This window comes from Streptomyces sp. NPDC059456 (assembly GCF_042750055.1).
Taxonomy (GTDB): Bacteria; Actinomycetota; Actinomycetes; order Streptomycetales; family Streptomycetaceae; genus Streptomyces.
This window is the reverse complement of the sequence record NZ_JBHYVA010000149.1, coordinates 1-14,684: the sequence shown is the minus strand read 5'-3', so window position 1 is coordinate 14,684 and position 14,684 is coordinate 1. Positions and strand designations below refer to the sequence as shown.

The window sequence follows — 14,684 nt, the reverse complement described above, 5'->3', positions numbered from 1 at the left end:
GTCTCTCTATCCCGCCCCCACCGAGACCTACCAGCTCATATCCGTCGGCTGCGAGAGTGGTGCTTCGCCGACCGGCCCGGTGGAGCGGGGCCGCGCCGGGTGCCGGGGTGCCGGGCCGGTATCCGGCCGTCGGCGGGGCCGGTCTCTGGGAGCACAATCCGCGCCACCCGTCAGCAGCGGCTTCGTGCGGGTCAGGGTGAGGTCGAGGGTGCGCAGGCGGTCGTACGTGCCGGAGTCGGCGGGGCGGCCGCCGTACGTGACGTCGTCGAAGGTGCGGGCTGCCGTACGGAGGGCCTCGGCGTGGTCCGGGAGGGCCGCGGCGGCTTCGGCGGCGGCCTCGTCGGCGGTGCGGCCCGGGCGCGGGTCGAGCAGGGTGCGCTCCTCCAGGGAGCGGACGACGGCCCGCATGCGCTCCTGGACGGCTTCGGTCCAGCGGCCCGCGGCGGCGTGCGCGTCGGCGGCGGCGCGGTGGTCGGCGGAGCTGCGCAGGGCGTCGTCGAACAGGGTTGCCGTGCCGGTCGCGGTGCGGCGGGGGGCGCCGAGCCGCCACCACAGGGCGGCGACGGCCAGGGCGGCGAGGACGGCGATCGCGACCAGGCCCAGGGTGCCGCCGGGGGTGGCGCCCTGGGCGCGGTCGAAGAGGTGGCCGACCCACTCCCAGAAGCGGTCCAGGGCGCGCTGGAGCAGGCCCGGGTCGTCCTGGTGGTACAGCGGCTTGGACAGTTCGCGTTCGGCCGCCTCGCGGGCGGGTACCCGCGGCGTCGTGACCGGTGGTTTCTCCGCGGCCGGCAGGAGCGCCGCAGCGTGTGTGATGAGGCCCCCCGTACTCATCATCGGTGCATCACCCTCCGGTGGGCGGCGCGGCCGGGTCCGAGCCGTAGTTCTCCAGGCCTGCCGCCCGGGCGAGTTCCAGGTCGAGGGCCTCGCGGCGGATGCGCTGGTCGACGTAGAGCAGGACGGTGACGCCCGCCTGGATCGGCATGGTGATCGTCTGTGCGATGACCGCGCCGACGGCCGCGAGGATCAGCGGGGCCCAGCCGGTGGCGGCGGTGCCGTTCTCCAGGCCGCCGACCCCGCTGTCGGCGAGGCCGATGGCGAGTCCGAGGGCGGTCAGCGGGTAGACGATGACGGCCGAGACGAAGGTGGTGATGAGGCCGGTCAGGGCGGTGATCCCGAAGATGCGCCACCACGAGCCCTGGACGAGGCGCGACGAGCGGCGCAGCGAGGTGACGACGCCGGCCTTCTCCAGCATCAGGGCGGGCGAGGCCAGGCTGAACTTGATCCCGAGCCAGAGGACGAGGGGGAGGGCGGCGAAGCCGCCGACGAGTCCGAGGCCGATGTTGCGCAGGAGGATGCCGGGCAGGAGCAGCACCGCGACGAGGGCGGCGCCGCCGAGGCCCATCAGCAGGGTCAGCCCCAGCAGGTGGAGCAGCCGGGGGCGGGCTTCGCGCCAGGCCTGGCCGATGGTGGAGCCCTGGCCGAGCACGGCACGGCTGAAGATCATCGTGACCATGGCGGTGGTGATGATGGTCCCGATGAGCTGGATGAACCCGTCGGCGACGAGGGCCGTCATGGCGCCGCCGAGCGTGTCGAGGACGTCCTGGAGGTCGGCTCCGGGTTCGGGGGTGACGGCGACGCCGGCGAGTGCGTACTTCTGTACGAGGACGCTGATGACCTGGACGACGGTGGCCACGACGAGCGTGATCGGCAGGACCGAGCGCCAGTGGCTGCGCACGGTGGCGACGGCGCCGTCGAGGATCTCGCCGAGGTCGAGGGGGCGCAGCGGGATCACGCCGGGCTTGGCGGCGGGGGGCTTGCCCCACTGGCCGGGGCCGCCCGGGTAGCCGTACCCGCCGCCCTGGGGGCCCTGGGGGCCGCCGTACGATCCCCAGCCCGCGCCGGGCTGCGGCTGCGGCTGCGGCTGCGGGGGCTTCGGGGCCTGGGGGGCGCCGGGGCTCGACCACTCGCCGGGCGGTGGCTGCTCCGCGGACCACTTCTGTCCGCCGGCGGGCTGCTGCGGCTGCGACGGTGCGCCGTCGGTGCCGTCCCGGCCGTCGGATGCGCCCGGCCGCTCGCCGTCGGACGGGGAGGGTCCGGGCACGGCCCAGCCCGGAGAGTCGTTCATCGTCGCTCCTTCACGTGCACTGCGGGGGCGGGGGCGGCTGCCATCGTGCCACGTGGGAACGTAGAGCGGACCGGCCGTCCCCCCGGATCTCCGACAGCCCGCGCCTTCAATTGTCGCCCGGATCCGGGGCAGACTGGACGCCCTGATCTCCACGCAGGTCCGAGGGGCGATTTCCAGCCCTTTTGGCTGTGGGACAGCTCACCGCCAGGTAACGATTAGCTAATGGGATGATGTCAAGCATGAAGGGACGAGTCCTTGTCGTCGACGACGACACCGCGCTGGCCGAGATGCTCGGCATTGTGCTGCGTGGAGAAGGTTTTGAGCCGTCGTTCGTAGCGGACGGCGACAAGGCACTGGCTGCCTTCCGGGAGGCGAAGCCGGATCTCGTGCTGCTCGACCTGATGCTTCCCGGACGGGACGGCATAGAGGTCTGCAGGCTGATCCGGGCCGAATCCGGCGTGCCGATCGTGATGCTCACCGCGAAGAGCGACACGGTGGACGTCGTCGTGGGCCTGGAGTCCGGGGCCGACGACTACATCGTCAAGCCGTTCAAGCCGAAGGAGCTGGTGGCCCGCATCCGGGCCCGCCTGCGCCGCTCGGAGGAGCCCGCGCCCGAGCAGCTGGCCATCGGTGACCTCGTCATCGACGTGGCCGGGCACTCGGTCAAGCGCGACGGTGCCTCGATCGCACTGACCCCGCTCGAATTCGACCTGCTGGTCGCGCTCGCGCGCAAGCCCTGGCAGGTGTTCACCCGTGAGGTGCTGCTGGAGCAGGTCTGGGGCTACCGGCACGCGGCGGACACCCGCCTCGTCAACGTGCATGTGCAGCGACTGCGCTCCAAGGTCGAGAGGGACCCGGAGCGCCCCGAGATCGTCGTGACGGTGCGTGGTGTCGGCTACAAGGCCGGACCGAGCTGACGTGCAGCCCGGCAAGTCCCCCAGCGGCTCCCGCCGAGGAGTCCTGAGGGGAGGCCGCCAGCTCCGTCAGATGGCCGACGGAGCGCCTGGCGGCCCTGTGCTGCGGTTGTTCGTACGTCTCGTACGACGACCGCTGCTTCCGGCTGTCCGGCTGTGGCGGCGCAACATCCAGCTCCGGGTGGTCGCGGCGACGCTGCTGATGTCGCTGGCCGTGGTCCTCGCGCTGGGCTTCGTGGTGATCGCCCAGGTCAGCAAGGGTCTCCTCGACGCGAAGGAGGAGGCCGCGCAGAGCCAGGCCGCGGGCGGGTTCGCGGTCGCACAGGAGAAGGCCAACACGCCCTCCACCGTGGACGGGCCCGACGTCACCGACAACAAGGTCGGCCGGGACGCCAGCACCTGGATGAACTCGCTGGTCAAACAGCTCGCCAGTGGTGGCCAGACCGCCTTCGAGGTGGTCGCGCTCGGTACCGGTCCCGGTGCGGGCGGCGAACCGGGCGGGCAGCCCGGCGGGCCGTTCGTCTCGGGCGTCAAGGGCGCCCGCGCCTCCGGCAACGTCGACCCGACCGCGAGCGTCCCCCCGGCGCTGCGCCGGTCCGTCAACCACACCACCGGGACGTTCAAGACCTTCTCGCAGATCCGGTACACCGCCGGAGCAGGGGACAAGGCGCCCGAGCCCGCGCTGGTCGTGGGCAAGCGGCTCACCGACATCAACGGGGACCCGTACGACCTGTACTACCTCTTCCCGCTCACGCAGGAGGAGGAGTCCCTCAACCTGATCAAGGTCACCATCGCCACCGCCGGCGTGTTCGTGGTCGTGCTGCTCGGCGCGATCGCCTGGCTCGTCGTACGGCAGGTCGTGACGCCGGTGCGGATGGCCGCCGGGATCGCCGAACGGCTCTCGGCCGGGCGGCTCCAGGAACGGATGAAGGTCACCGGCGAGGACGACATCGCCCGTCTGGGCGAGGCCTTCAACAAGATGGCCCAGAACCTCCAGCTCAAGATCCAGCAGCTGGAGGACCTGTCGCGGATGCAGCGCCGGTTCGTCTCCGACGTCTCGCACGAGCTGCGGACGCCGCTGACGACCGTACGGATGGCGGCCGACGTCATCCACGACGCCCGGGTGGACTTCGACCCGGTCACGGCCCGCTCCGCCGAACTGCTCGCCGGACAGCTCGACCGCTTCGAGTCGCTGCTCGCGGACCTGCTGGAGATCAGCCGGTTCGACGCGGGCGCCGCGGCCCTGGAAGCGGAGCCGATCGACCTGCGGGAGGTCGTGCGCCGGGTCATCGACGGCGCCGAGCCGCTCGCCGAGCACAAGGGCACCCGGATCCGGGTCCTGGGGGACACCCAGCCCGTCATAGCCGAGGCCGATTCGAGGCGCGTGGAGCGCGTGCTGCGCAACCTCGTCGTCAACGCCGTGGAGCACGGGGAGGGCCGCGACGTGGTCGTCCGCCTCGCGTCCGCGGGCGGGGCCGTCGCCGTGGCCGTACGGGACTACGGGGTCGGGCTCAAGCCCGGCGAGGCCACCCGCGTCTTCAACCGCTTCTGGCGGGCCGACCCGGCCCGCGCCCGCACCACCGGCGGCACCGGCCTCGGCCTGTCGATCGCCGTCGAGGACGCCCGGCTGCACGGCGGCTGGCTGCAGGCCTGGGGCGAGCCGGGCGGCGGCTCGCAGTTCCGGCTGACGCTGCCGCGGACCGCCGACGAACCGCTGCGCGGGTCCCCGATCCCGCTGGAGCCGGAGGATTCCCGGGCCAACCGGGCCAGGGCCGCCGCCGAGGCGGCCGGCTCCGGCCCCCACGCGAGGGCCCCCCAGGCCCCGCCCCGGCCCGACCGGTCGCCGATACCGCCCCGGTCGGCCGTCGCCGGCGCGCTGCCGGTGCCCGCGGACCCGACGGCCCTGCCGGGCAGCGGGGCCCGCGTCGGGGCCCGTCCGGCCGACCAGGCGACGGCGCCCGACCGGGCCGCCGACGCCGAGCAGGCAGCAGGAGCACAGGAGGATGGCGCAGGTGGAAGCTGAGCGCGCACGGGTGCGCGGGGACGGCCGCCGCCGCTGGCGGACGGTGCGGGCGTACGCCCTCGGCGCGGTCGGGCTGCTGCTGGCGGGCTGTGCGTCCATGCCCGACCACGGCGAGATCCGCGAGGTGCGGGCCTCGCAGGGCGTGGACTCGCAGGTCCGGGTGTTCGGGGTGCCGCCGGCCGACAAGGCCGGTCCGGCCGACATCGTCGACGGCTTCCTGGAGGCCATGACCAGCGACGACCCGCAGCTGCAGACCGCGCGCAAGTACCTCACCGAGGAGGCGGCGAAGAACTGGAAGCCCGGTTCCGCCGTCACCGTGCTCTCCGCCGGCATCGACCGGTTCTCCGTCGGCGGCGAGAAGGAGCCCTCGGGCCCCCGCTACAAGATGACCGGGACGAAGCTCGCGACGGTCGACGAGCGCAGCGCCTACCAGCCCGAGACCTCCCCGAACAAGCGCTACGAGGAGTACCTCCAGCTGGTCCAGGAGAACAAGCAGTGGCGGATCGCGACGCCGCCGAGCAGCCTCGTGCTGAGCGAGTCCGACTTCCAGCGCATCTACATGCCGGTCAACAAGTACTACTTCGCGGGCGGCAGCCTCGTCGCCGACCCCGTGTACGTGCGCCAGCGCAGCGATCCCGACTCGCGGATGGACCCGACGACGCAGACCGTGCAGTCCCTGCTCGCCGGTCCGTCCAAGTGGCTGGGGCCCGTGGTCACTTCGAGCTTCCCGACCGGCACCGAACTGCGGGAGGGCACCAAGTCCCTCACGTACGACGGCCAGAACGTGCTGAAGGTGCCGCTCAACGACAAGGTCGACAACGTCGCGCAGCCGCAGTGCGAGAAGATGGCCGCGCAACTCCTGTACACCGTGCAGGACCTGACGGCGTCCCGGCTGGCGCGGGTCGAGCTGCTGCGCGCGGACCGGTCCTCGCTGTGCTCGCTGACCGAGACGACCGCCACGACGATCGCGCACCGGCCGCCGGTTCCCGAGTACCAGTACTACGTCGACAGCGGCGACCGGCTCGTCCGGATGAAGCTCGACGTCACGAGCGAGGACCAGCAGTACCGGCCCGAGCCGGTGCCGGGCCCGCTGTCCCCCACCTCCGCGAACCCCGGCTTCAAGGTCAACTCGGCGGCCGTCTCGTACGACGAGAAGCGCGCGGCGGTGGTCTCCGACGACGGGCGCGGGCTGCACCTGGTGAACATGACGACGGCCGGGACCATGCCGGCGCCCGTCCTCACCAGCAAGGGCACCAAGCCGAACGGGCTGGGCGCGCCGAGCTGGGACGCGGCGGGCGACGTGTGGGTCGCGGACCAGGATCCGCAGAACGCGGCGCTGTACCGGATCCCGGGCGCCACCGCCGTCCCGCAGAAGATCGACGTGGCCGGGCTCGACGGGCGGATCACCGCGCTGAAGGTGTCGCCGGACGGGGTGCGGATCGCCCTGCTGGTGGAGAAGGACAACCACAAGAACCTGTACATCGGGCGGATCGAACGGCCCGAGGGCAAGGGCGACGCGGCGCCGGTGTCGGTGCGCGAGCTGCGCCCGGCGGCCCCGCAGATGGCGAGCGTGACCGCGCTCAGCTGGGCGCCGCGGGGCCGGCTGCTGGTGGTGGGCCGGGAGAACGGCGGTGTCGTGCAGGCCCGGTACATGCTGGCCGACGGCTCGATGATCGCGGCGAGCCTGCCCGGGGCGACCGGGCTGGTCGCGGTCGCGGCGACCGAGGACGAGAAGAAGCCGGTGGTCGCGTTCTCGGAGGACGACGGGATCGTGTGGCTGCCGCCGGGCGCGCAGTGGCGCACGGTGGCCGAGGGCGGCAGGGCCCCGGTCTACCCGGGCTGACCTGTGCTTTCCCGCTCCGGCCCGGGGTTGTCCACAGGGCTGGCGGGGGCCCGGACCGCCCGGCACAGTGGGGAGCATGCGGGGGTGGTGGCAGGAGCTCGCCGGACTGGTCCTGCCGGCCGGCTGCACCGGCTGCGGGGCTGCCCGTGAGCTGCTGTGCGCCGGCTGCGCGCAGGCGCTGAGCGGGGCCGCGGCGGGGTGTGTGCGCCCGTCTGCGGGGCCCGCGGGGCTGCCCGTGGTGCATGCGGCCGCCGTCTACGAGGGGGCCGTACGGGAGGTCGTGCTGGCGCACAAGGAGCGCGGGGCGCTGCCGCTGGCCGGGCCGCTCGGCGCCGCCCTCGCGGTGGCGGTCGGTACGGCCCTCGGCGTGCCCGCCGGGGCGCCTGCCGGGGTGCCCGCCCGGACGGCTGCCGGGGTGCCCGGCGCGGTGTCCGGCGGATTGCGGGGCGGCGCGGATGCGTTGGCGGGCGCCGGGCCCGTTCTCGTCCCCGTGCCCTCGGCGCGTCGGCAGGTGCGGGCGCGCGGGCACGATCCGGTGCGCAGGATCGCCCTGGCGGCCGCGGCGCGGCTGCGGCGGGCCGGGGTTCCCGCGCGGGTGGCTCCCGTACTGCGCCATGCCCGGCCGGTGGCCGATCAGGCGGGCCTGGGGGCCCGGGAGCGGCGGGAGAACCTCTCGGGGGCGCTGGGGGTGCGCCGCGACGGCCGGGCGCTGCTGCCGGACGGGGCGCGGATCGTGCTGGTCGACGACGTGATCACCACCGGAGCCACGCTCGCGGAGGCGGCCCGGGCGCTGCGCGCGGTGTCGGCCGCACCGGTGGCGGCGGCGGCCGTGGTGGCGGCCCCGGCGGACTCTTTTTTGAGCAATTCGGCCGACAACCCGTACAGAGCAACGTTCTTGTGAATAGATTTGGAACTCCCGGGGAAGGCGCATCGTTGCAGGTAGTAAGAGGGAACAGCCACCTGAACGGAGGTACGGTCCGGTAGCGGGTGCCGACAACCGGCATGGAGGGATATGTTCGGTTGTAAGGAACTGGCGAGTCCTGGCCCCACGCATCGGATCGCACGTTTCGTCGTTTCTGAATCTTCGTGTCAGAGGCTGTCTCTCGACTCCGAAGTCGGTGGGGTGTAGATCTTGCCGATGGGGGAGGAGGAGGTGAAAGTCGCCAAGTCCGAGGCTCCGGTGTTCACCGGAGCCTGGTGCGAAAGGGAGACGCTTCGCCCCATCGGGCGGAGCCATCCGGGAACGGAGTTCTGCGTGGACATCGTCGTCAAGGGCCGCAAGACCGAGGTGCCCGAGCGGTTCCGCAAGCACGTGGCCGAGAAGCTGAATCCCGAGCGGATCCAGAAGCTCGACGCCAAGGTGATCAGCTTGGACGTCGAGGTGTCCAAGGAGCACAACCCGCGCCAGGCCGACCGTTCCGACCGCGTGGAGATCACCCTGCATTCGCGGGGCCCGGTGATCCGTGCCGAGGCCGCCGCCGCAGACCCGTACGCGGCGCTCGACCTGGCACAGGACAAGCTGGAGGCCCGGCTGCGCAAGCAGCACGACAAGCGCTACACCCGCCGTGGCAACGGCCGGCTCTCGGCGGCCGAGGTCGCCGACGTGGTTCCCGGCGTGGCCCGGCTGAACGGCAGCGGCCAGCCGGTCACGGAGGAGGCACCGGACGCGATCCCGACCACCCGGATCGGATCGCTGGAGGTCCAGGGCGAAGGCCCGCTCATCGTCCGCGAGAAGACGCACTCGGCCGCACCCATGCCGCTCGACCAGGCTCTGTACGAGATGGAGCTGGTCGGCCACGACTTCTACCTGTTCGTCGACTCCGACACCAAGATGCCGAGCGTCGTCTACCGGCGCCACGGCTACGACTACGGCGTGATCCACCTCAACTCCGACCAGGCCTCCAGCTCGGGTGAGCCCGGCGCAGGCGCGGGCGGGGCGCTCGGCGGCTGACGCCGCGTCCTGAATTTCGGTGAAGCGCCCCCGGGGACACGGCAGCGTCCCCGGGGGCCTCTGTATGACTCGTATGCGCCAGGTGGCCGTCGCAGGCTCCCCGCCGGAGGGCGCGGGCATGGAATCATGGCGGGCAGTCAACCGGCGGAAGATCCCGTCCGGTTGACCCGGCAAGCTCGGTACATGCAGGGGGAGGAACGATGGCGGACACCTTCGGGCCGGTGCGCGGTGACGAAGGCGGCGAGCCGATCCGGGTGCTCGTCGTGGACGACCACGCCCTGTTCCGGCGCGGACTGGAGATCGTCCTCGCGCAGGAGGAGGACATCCAGGTCGTCGGCGAGGCCGGGGACGGCGCGGAGGCGGTGGACAAGGCGGCCGACCTGCTGCCGGACATCGTGCTCATGGACGTGCGGATGCCACGGCGCGGCGGGATCGAGGCGTGCACCTCCATCAAGGAGGTGGCCCCCTCCGCGAAGATCATCATGCTGACGATCAGCGACGAGGAAGCGGACCTCTACGACGCGATCAAGGCGGGCGCCACCGGGTATCTCCTGAAGGAGATTTCGACCGACGAGGTCGCCACCGCGATCCGCGCGGTGGCCGACGGGCAGTCGCAGATCAGCCCCTCGATGGCGTCGAAACTCCTGACGGAGTTCAAGTCGATGATCCAGCGGACGGACGAGCGGCGGCTGGTGCCGGCGCCCCGGCTGACGGACCGCGAACTGGAAGTCCTCAAACTCGTGGCCACCGGAATGAACAACCGCGACATCGCGAAGGAACTGTTCATTTCCGAGAACACCGTGAAGAACCACGTCCGCAACATCCTGGAGAAGCTCCAGCTGCACTCCAGGATGGAGGCCGTGGTCTACGCGATGCGGGAGAAGATCCTCGAAATCCGCTGAGGTCCTCGCGCCCTCGCGCCCTCTCGCCCTCTCGCCCTCTCGCCCTCTCGCCCTCTCCCCGTCCCTCGTCCCCTCCTTTCAGAGCGCGGCGAGTTCCGCGGTGACCGCCGCCGCCTGCTCGGGCGAGGCGGCGCGTTCGACGCGGACGGCGTCGCAGCCGACCCAGCCGGCCGCCTCGCGCAGCGCCTCGGCCATCGGGCGGGCCGCCTCGGGGGTGGTCAGGGAGAGCTGGCGGGCCACCAGCGTGCCGCCCTCGCGGGCCGGGTCGACCCGGCCCTGGAGCCGCCCGCCCGCCAGCAGCGGCATCGCGAAGTAGCCGTGTATCCGCCGGGCCTTGGGGACGTACGCCTCCAGCCGGTGCGCGAAGCCGAAGATCCGCTCCGTCCGCGGCCGGTCCCACACCAGGGAGTCGAACGGGGAGAGCAGGGTGGTGCGGTGGCGGCCGCGGGGGGCCGTCGCCAGTGCGGCGGGGTCGGCCCAGGCCGCCTTGGACCAGCCCTCGACCTCGACCGGGACCAGGCCGGAGTCGGCGATCACCGCGTCGACCTGCTCGCCCTTGAGGCGGTGGTAGTCCGCGATGTCGGCGCGGGTGCCCACGCCCAGGCTCTGCCCGGCCAGCGCCACCAGGCGGCGCAGGCACTCGCGGTCGTCCAGGTCGTCGTGGAGCAGCGCGTCGGGGACCGCCCGCTCCGGGAGGTCGTAGACCCGCTTCCAGCCGCGGCGCTCGGCGCAGACCACTTCCCCGGTGTCCAGCAGCCACTCCACCGCGATCTTGGTCTCGGACCACTCGAACCACTCGCCGCCGTTCTTGGCGCCGCCCAGCTCCGTCGAGGTCAGCGGGCCGTCCGCGCGCAGGCGGTCCAGGACCGCCCGCGTCGAGCGCTCCTTGTCCTGCAGGACGTGCCAGCGGTGGCCGCGGGCCCGGCGCGCACGGCGCCGGAACGCGAAGTGCGGCCACTCCTCGATCGGCAGGATGCAGGCCGCGTGCGACCAGTACTCGAAGGCGTGCCCGTCCGACCAGTACGCCGACTCGACCGCCGGCCGGCCGACCGCGCCCAGTCGCGCGTACGGGATGAGCTCGTGCGAGCGGGCCAGGACGGAGATCGTGTCCAGCTGGACGGCGCCCAGGTGGCGCAGTACGCCCCGCACCCCGCCCCGGCGGTCGGGCGCCCCGAGGAACCCCTGCGCGCGCAGGGCGATCCGGCGCGCGTCGTCGGCGGACAGGGACACGGAGGCAGTGGGCGTCATGGGCCGCAGCCTAGGCCGAGCCACCGACAGCGGGGAGGTACGGCAGTGAGGGGGTCAGGCCGAGGTCGGCGGGGAGCAGGGCGCCGATCCAGGAGTCCCGGGCGGTGCCGCGCCGCAGCACCGCGCCCCGCAGCACGCCCTCGAAACGGAAGCCGGTCTTCTCCGCGACGGCCCGGGAGCCCGCGTTGCCGACCTCCGCGCGCCATTCCAGCCGTACGGCGCCCACCGCGGTGAAGGCCCAGCGGGACACGGCGGCGACGGCCTCGGCCATGTAGCCGCGGCCCCGGTGCTCCTTCGCCGCCCAGTAGCCGATCTCGTACGAGCCCTGACCGCGGCCGTGTACGCCGACGGCCGCGACCAGCGGTCCGTCCGCCCCGAGGCGGACCGCGAAGCTGTAAGCCGTGTCCTCGCGCCAGCCGGCGGGAACGGTCTCGGCGACGAAGCTGCGCGCGTGCTCGCGCTCGTAGGGGGAGGGGACCATCGTCCAGCGCTGGATGTCGGGGTCCTGCACCGCGGTGTACACCTCTTCCTCGTCGCCCGGGAGGAAGGGGCGCAGGTGCAGCCGGGCCGTGTTCAGTGTCGTGGGCTCCATGTACGGATTCTGCGCGGCCGCGGCGGGCCGGGCGAGCAGTTTTCACGCAAGACGTGCCGGGGACCCCGGCACCTTCCAGGTACCTCGTACGTTCTCATTCCGGGCGCCCGTGCCCTGCGGGATACGGCGGACCTCCCGGCGCGGCCGCGTCCTCGCTTACGATGGCCGTTGCGGTGGGGCCCACCCTCCGTGCCCGTGTACGAACCAGTGCCAGGCCCGACCGGCAAGGAGACAAACCTCGGTGTCCGTCTTCAACAAGCTCATGCGTGCAGGCGAAGGCAAGATCCTGCGCAAACTGCACCGCATCGCGGACCAGGTCAACTCCATCGAAGAGGACTTCGTCAACCTCTCCGACGCCGAGTTGCGTGCGCTCACCGACGAGTACAAGCAGCGCTACCAGGACGGCGAGAGCCTGGACGACCTGCTGCCCGAGGCGTTCGCGACCGTCCGCGAGGCCGCCAAGCGCGTCCTCGGCCAGCGGCACTACGACGTCCAGATCATGGGCGGCGCCGCGCTGCACCTCGGCTACGTCGCCGAGATGAAGACCGGTGAGGGCAAGACCCTCGTCGGCACGCTCCCCGCGTACCTGAACGCACTGTCCGGCAAGGGCGTCCACCTGATCACGGTGAACGACTACCTGGCCGAGCGCGACTCCGAGATGATGGGCCGGGTGCACAAGTTCCTCGGTCTCGAGGTCGGCTGCATCCTGGCGAACATGTCCCCGGCGCAGCGCCGGGAGCAGTACAACAGCGACATCACGTACGGCACGAACAACGAGTTCGGCTTCGACTACCTGCGCGACAACATGGCGTGGTCGGCGGACGAGCTCGTCCAGCGCGGCCACAACTTCGCCGTGGTCGACGAGGTCGACTCGATCCTCGTCGACGAGGCCCGTACCCCGCTGATCATCTCCGGCCCGGCCGACCAGGCCACGAAGTGGTACGCCGACTTCGCGAAGCTGGTCACCCGCCTGAAGAAGGGCGAGCCCGGCGAGCCCCTCAAGGGCATCGAGGAGACCGGCGACTACGAGGTCGACGAGAAGAAGCGCACCGTCGCCATCCACGAGGCCGGTGTCGCCAAGGTCGAGGACTGGCTCGGCATCGAGAACCTCTACGAGTCGGTGAACACCCCGCTCGTCGGCTACCTGAACAACGCCATCAAGGCGAAGGAACTGTTCAAGAAGGACAAGGACTACGTCGTCATCGACGGCGAAGTCATGATCGTCGACGAGCACACCGGCCGTATCCTCGCCGGCCGCCGCTACAACGAGGGCATGCACCAGGCGATCGAGGCGAAGGAAGGGGTGGACATCAAGGACGAGAACCAGACCCTCGCCACGATCACCCTCCAGAACTTCTTCCGCCTGTACTCGAAGCTGTCGGGCATGACCGGTACGGCCATGACCGAGGCCGCCGAGTTCCACCAGATCTACAAGCTCGGCGTCGTCCCGATCCCGACCAACCGCGACATGGTCCGCAAGGACCAGCCGGACCTGATCTACCGGACCGAGGTCGCGAAGTTCGCCGCCGTCGTCGACGACATCGCGGAGAAGCACGAGAAGGGCCAGCCGATCCTCGTCGGCACCACCTCGGTCGAGAAGTCCGAGTACCTCTCGCAGCAGCTCTCCAAGCGGGGAGTCCCGCACGAGGTGCTCAACGCGAAGCAGCACGAGCGCGAGGCCTCGATCGTCGCCCAGGCCGGTCGCCGCGGCGCCGTCACGGTCGCCACGAACATGGCCGGCCGCGGTACGGACATCAAGCTCGGCGGCAACCCGGACGACCTCGCCGAGGCCGAGCTGCGCCAGCAGGGCCTGGACCCGGAAGAGCACATCGAGGAGTGGGCGCACGCGCTGCCCGCCGCGCTCAAGCGCGCCGAGGCGGCCGTGAAGGCCGAGTTCGAAGAGGTCAAGGCGCTCGGCGGGCTGTACGTGCTGGGCACCGAGCGGCACGAGTCGCGCCGCATCGACAACCAGCTGCGCGGCCGCTCCGGCCGTCAGGGCGACCCGGGCGAGTCCCGGTTCTACCTGTCGCTGGGCGACGACCTGATGCGCCTGTTCAAGGCCCAGATGGTCGAGCGCGTCATGTCGATGGCGAACGTGCCGGACGACGTGCCGATCGAGAACAAGATGGTGACGCGCGCGATCGCGTCGGCCCAGTCGCAGGTCGAGACCCAGAACTTCGAGACGCGCAAGAACGTCCTGAAGTACGACGAGGTCCTCAACAGCCAGCGCGAGGTCATCTACGGCGAGCGCCGCCGCGTCCTGGAGGGCGAGGACCTGCACGAGCAGGTGCGGTTCTTCATGGACGACACGATCGACGCGTACATCGCGGCCGAGACGGTCGAGGGCTTCGCCGAGGAGTGGGACCTGGACCGGCTGTGGGGCGCCTTCAAGCAGCTCTACCCGATCAAGGTCACGGTCGCCGAGCTGGAGGACGCGGCGGGCGACCGTGCGGGGATCACCGCCGAGTTCATCGCGGAGTCCGTCAAGGACGACATCCACGAGCAGTACGAGGCGCGCGAGAAGGCGCTGGGCTCCGACATCATGCGCGAGCTGGAGCGGCGCGTGGTCCTGTCGGTCCTGGACCGCAAGTGGCGCGAGCACCTCTACGAGATGGACTACCTCCAGGAGGGCATCGGCCTGCGGGCGATGGCCCAGAAGGACCCGCTGGTCGAGTACCAGCGCGAGGGCTTCGACATGTTCAACGCCATGATGGAGGGCATCAAGGAGGAGTCCGTCGGCTACCTGTTCAACCTGGAGGTCCAGGTCGAGCAGCAGGTCGAGGAGGTTCCGGTGCAGGACGCCCCCTCGCTGACGAAGGAGCCGGCGGCCGCGCGTCCGGAGATCCGGGCCAAGGGCCTGGACGCCCCGCAGCGTCCGGACCGGCTGCACTTCTCCGCGCCGTCGGTGGACGGTGAGGGCGGTGTCGTCGAGGGCGACTTCGACGCCGACGAGGCCGGCGACGGGATGACGCGCGCCGAGCGCCGCAAGGCCCAGAAGGCCGCGGGCGGCCGCCGCCGCAAGAAGTGACCCCTGCCCGTACGGGCACCCCCGCCGGGGGGGGGCGGCCCCCGCGCGCCCGCCCGCG

At 71.9% G+C, this 14,684-nt stretch carries 11 protein-coding genes; 7 read left to right on the top strand and 4 right to left on the bottom strand.

What is annotated here, in order from left to right; all coding sequences use genetic code 11:
• Positions 1 to 27: 27 nt before the first annotated feature.
• Both ACFXA3_RS15810 and ACFXA3_RS15805 read right to left on the bottom strand, forming a co-directional pair.
• A complete protein-coding gene (locus tag ACFXA3_RS15810; protein WP_385187128.1) occupies positions 28 to 834 on the bottom strand; it encodes a DUF4129 domain-containing protein in 807 nt (268 codons plus the stop codon).
• 7 nt (positions 835 to 841) lie between these two features.
• A complete protein-coding gene (locus tag ACFXA3_RS15805) occupies positions 842 to 2,125 on the bottom strand; it encodes a hypothetical protein (RefSeq protein ID WP_385187126.1) in 1,284 nt (427 codons plus the stop codon).
• A gap of 227 nt (positions 2,126 to 2,352) precedes the next feature.
• Between ACFXA3_RS15805 and mtrA the strand changes: the two genes are divergently transcribed.
• The 6 genes from mtrA to ACFXA3_RS15775 all read left to right on the top strand — a co-directional run bounded on the left by mtrA (position 2,353) and on the right by ACFXA3_RS15775 (position 9,758).
• Positions 2,353 to 3,042, top strand: coding sequence for a two-component system response regulator MtrA (gene mtrA, locus ACFXA3_RS15800; protein WP_385187124.1), 690 nt, complete (start codon positions 2,353 to 2,355; stop codon positions 3,040 to 3,042).
• A gap of 97 nt (positions 3,043 to 3,139) precedes the next feature.
• Complete coding sequence (mtrB, locus tag ACFXA3_RS15795; RefSeq protein ID WP_385187122.1) at positions 3,140 to 5,062, top strand: MtrAB system histidine kinase MtrB; 1,923 nt, start codon at positions 3,140 to 3,142, stop codon at positions 5,060 to 5,062.
• On the top strand, positions 5,052 to 6,905 hold the full coding sequence (locus ACFXA3_RS15790) for an LpqB family beta-propeller domain-containing protein (protein WP_385187121.1): 1,854 nt from the start codon (positions 5,052 to 5,054) through the stop codon (positions 6,903 to 6,905). The genes mtrB and ACFXA3_RS15790 overlap by 11 nt, the downstream gene beginning before the upstream one ends.
• A 76-nt stretch (positions 6,906 to 6,981) precedes the next feature.
• On the top strand, positions 6,982 to 7,806 hold the full coding sequence (locus ACFXA3_RS15785) for a ComF family protein (RefSeq protein ID WP_385187119.1): 825 nt from the start codon (positions 6,982 to 6,984) through the stop codon (positions 7,804 to 7,806).
• Between the two features lie 354 nt (positions 7,807 to 8,160).
• A complete protein-coding gene (gene hpf / locus ACFXA3_RS15780; RefSeq protein ID WP_385187130.1) occupies positions 8,161 to 8,856 on the top strand; it encodes a ribosome hibernation-promoting factor, HPF/YfiA family in 696 nt (231 codons plus the stop codon).
• Between the two features lie 200 nt (positions 8,857 to 9,056).
• Positions 9,057 to 9,758, top strand: coding sequence for a response regulator transcription factor (locus ACFXA3_RS15775; RefSeq protein ID WP_054225197.1), 702 nt, complete (start codon positions 9,057 to 9,059; stop codon positions 9,756 to 9,758).
• A 78-nt stretch (positions 9,759 to 9,836) separates the two neighbouring features.
• On the opposite strand, the gene ACFXA3_RS15770 is transcribed toward ACFXA3_RS15775, so the two are convergent.
• Together ACFXA3_RS15770 and ACFXA3_RS15765 are read right to left on the bottom strand one after the other, a co-directional pair.
• On the bottom strand, positions 9,837 to 11,006 hold the full coding sequence (locus tag ACFXA3_RS15770) for a winged helix-turn-helix domain-containing protein (RefSeq protein ID WP_385187117.1): 1,170 nt from the start codon (positions 11,004 to 11,006) through the stop codon (positions 9,837 to 9,839).
• A gap of 10 nt (positions 11,007 to 11,016) precedes the next feature.
• Positions 11,017 to 11,598, bottom strand: a complete 582-nt coding sequence (locus ACFXA3_RS15765; protein ID WP_385187115.1) for a GNAT family N-acetyltransferase — start codon at positions 11,596 to 11,598, stop codon at positions 11,017 to 11,019.
• Positions 11,599 to 11,839: 241 nt separating this feature from the next.
• Between ACFXA3_RS15765 and secA the strand changes: the two genes are divergently transcribed.
• The gene (gene secA / locus ACFXA3_RS15760) at positions 11,840 to 14,626 is read left to right on the top strand and encodes a preprotein translocase subunit SecA (RefSeq protein ID WP_385187113.1); all 2,787 of its coding nucleotides are present in this window, start codon (positions 11,840 to 11,842) and stop codon (positions 14,624 to 14,626) included.
• Positions 14,627 to 14,684: the final 58 nt, after the last annotated feature.